Here is a 919-nt window from a genome sequence, read left to right as displayed (position 1 = left end):
ATTTCACACTTACGGACTCCTTGACTACACTTTGAGGGTTCTACTCAAGGAGGAGTGAATCATGGCAACACCTCGAAAAAGCCAAATCAGTTTGGCTGACACCCCTTATTATCACTGTATTTCTCGCTGTGTACGGCGCGCCTTTTTGTGTGGTGAAGATGCACTGACCGGCCGCTCTTATGAACATCGCCGCGATTGGGTTGAAAGTAAGCTGCTGCAGCTGGCCCGTATTTTCTGCATAGATGTGTGTGCCTACGCGGTAATGAGCAACCATACCCATGTGGTGCTGCATGTGGATACGTGCAAAGCCCAGCGCTTAACGGACAAAGCCATTTTGCTGCGTTGGCATAAACTATTTAAAGGCACCTTGCTCAGTCAACGGTTTGTGCAAGGGGAGCCGTTAGATATGGCGGAGTTGGCCGCTCTACAAGGTCGAATCTTGATTTATCGGAAGCGCCTTAGTGATATCAGCTGGTTTATGCGAGTGCTCAATGAAGGGATTGCCCGTCAAGCTAATCGCGAAGATGAATGCACCGGCAGATTCTGGGAGGGGCGATTTAAATCTCAAGCGCTTCTTGATGAAGCAGCCCTTGTTGCCTGCTTAGCCTATGTGGATTTAAACCCGATTCGAGCAAAGGCTGCTGAGTTACCCGAGCAATCCGATTATACGAGCGTGAAAGCCCGAATCGAAGCTGCAAAGAAGGGTAAGCAACCCTCTACCTTAATGCGTTTTGTTGGACACCCTCGTAAGCCTATGCCGAAAGGCCTGCCTTTTGTGCTACGCAGTTACTTAGAGCTGGTTGAATGGACGGGCCGCTGTATGCGAGAAGATAAACCAGGTTATATTGCATCTGACGCAACCCCCATACTTGAACGACTCGATATTAGCCCAGTAAATTGGCTGTCCCTGACCACCTCG

Annotated in this window: 1 protein-coding gene; it reads left to right on the top strand. The window is 49.6% G+C overall.

Features of this window, described 5'->3' with window-relative positions; all coding sequences use genetic code 11:
• Positions 1–61: 61 nt before the first annotated feature.
• Positions 62–919, top strand: an 858-nt coding sequence (locus C2M35_RS15375) for a transposase (protein WP_105265704.1), incomplete at its 3' end; no start/stop codon positions are given.

The organism is Pseudoalteromonas sp. T1lg76 (assembly GCF_002964725.1).
Taxonomy (GTDB): domain Bacteria; phylum Pseudomonadota; class Gammaproteobacteria; order Enterobacterales; family Alteromonadaceae; genus Pseudoalteromonas.
Note: the sequence above shows the minus strand (reverse complement) of the source record. Positions and strands in the feature narration are given on the sequence as shown.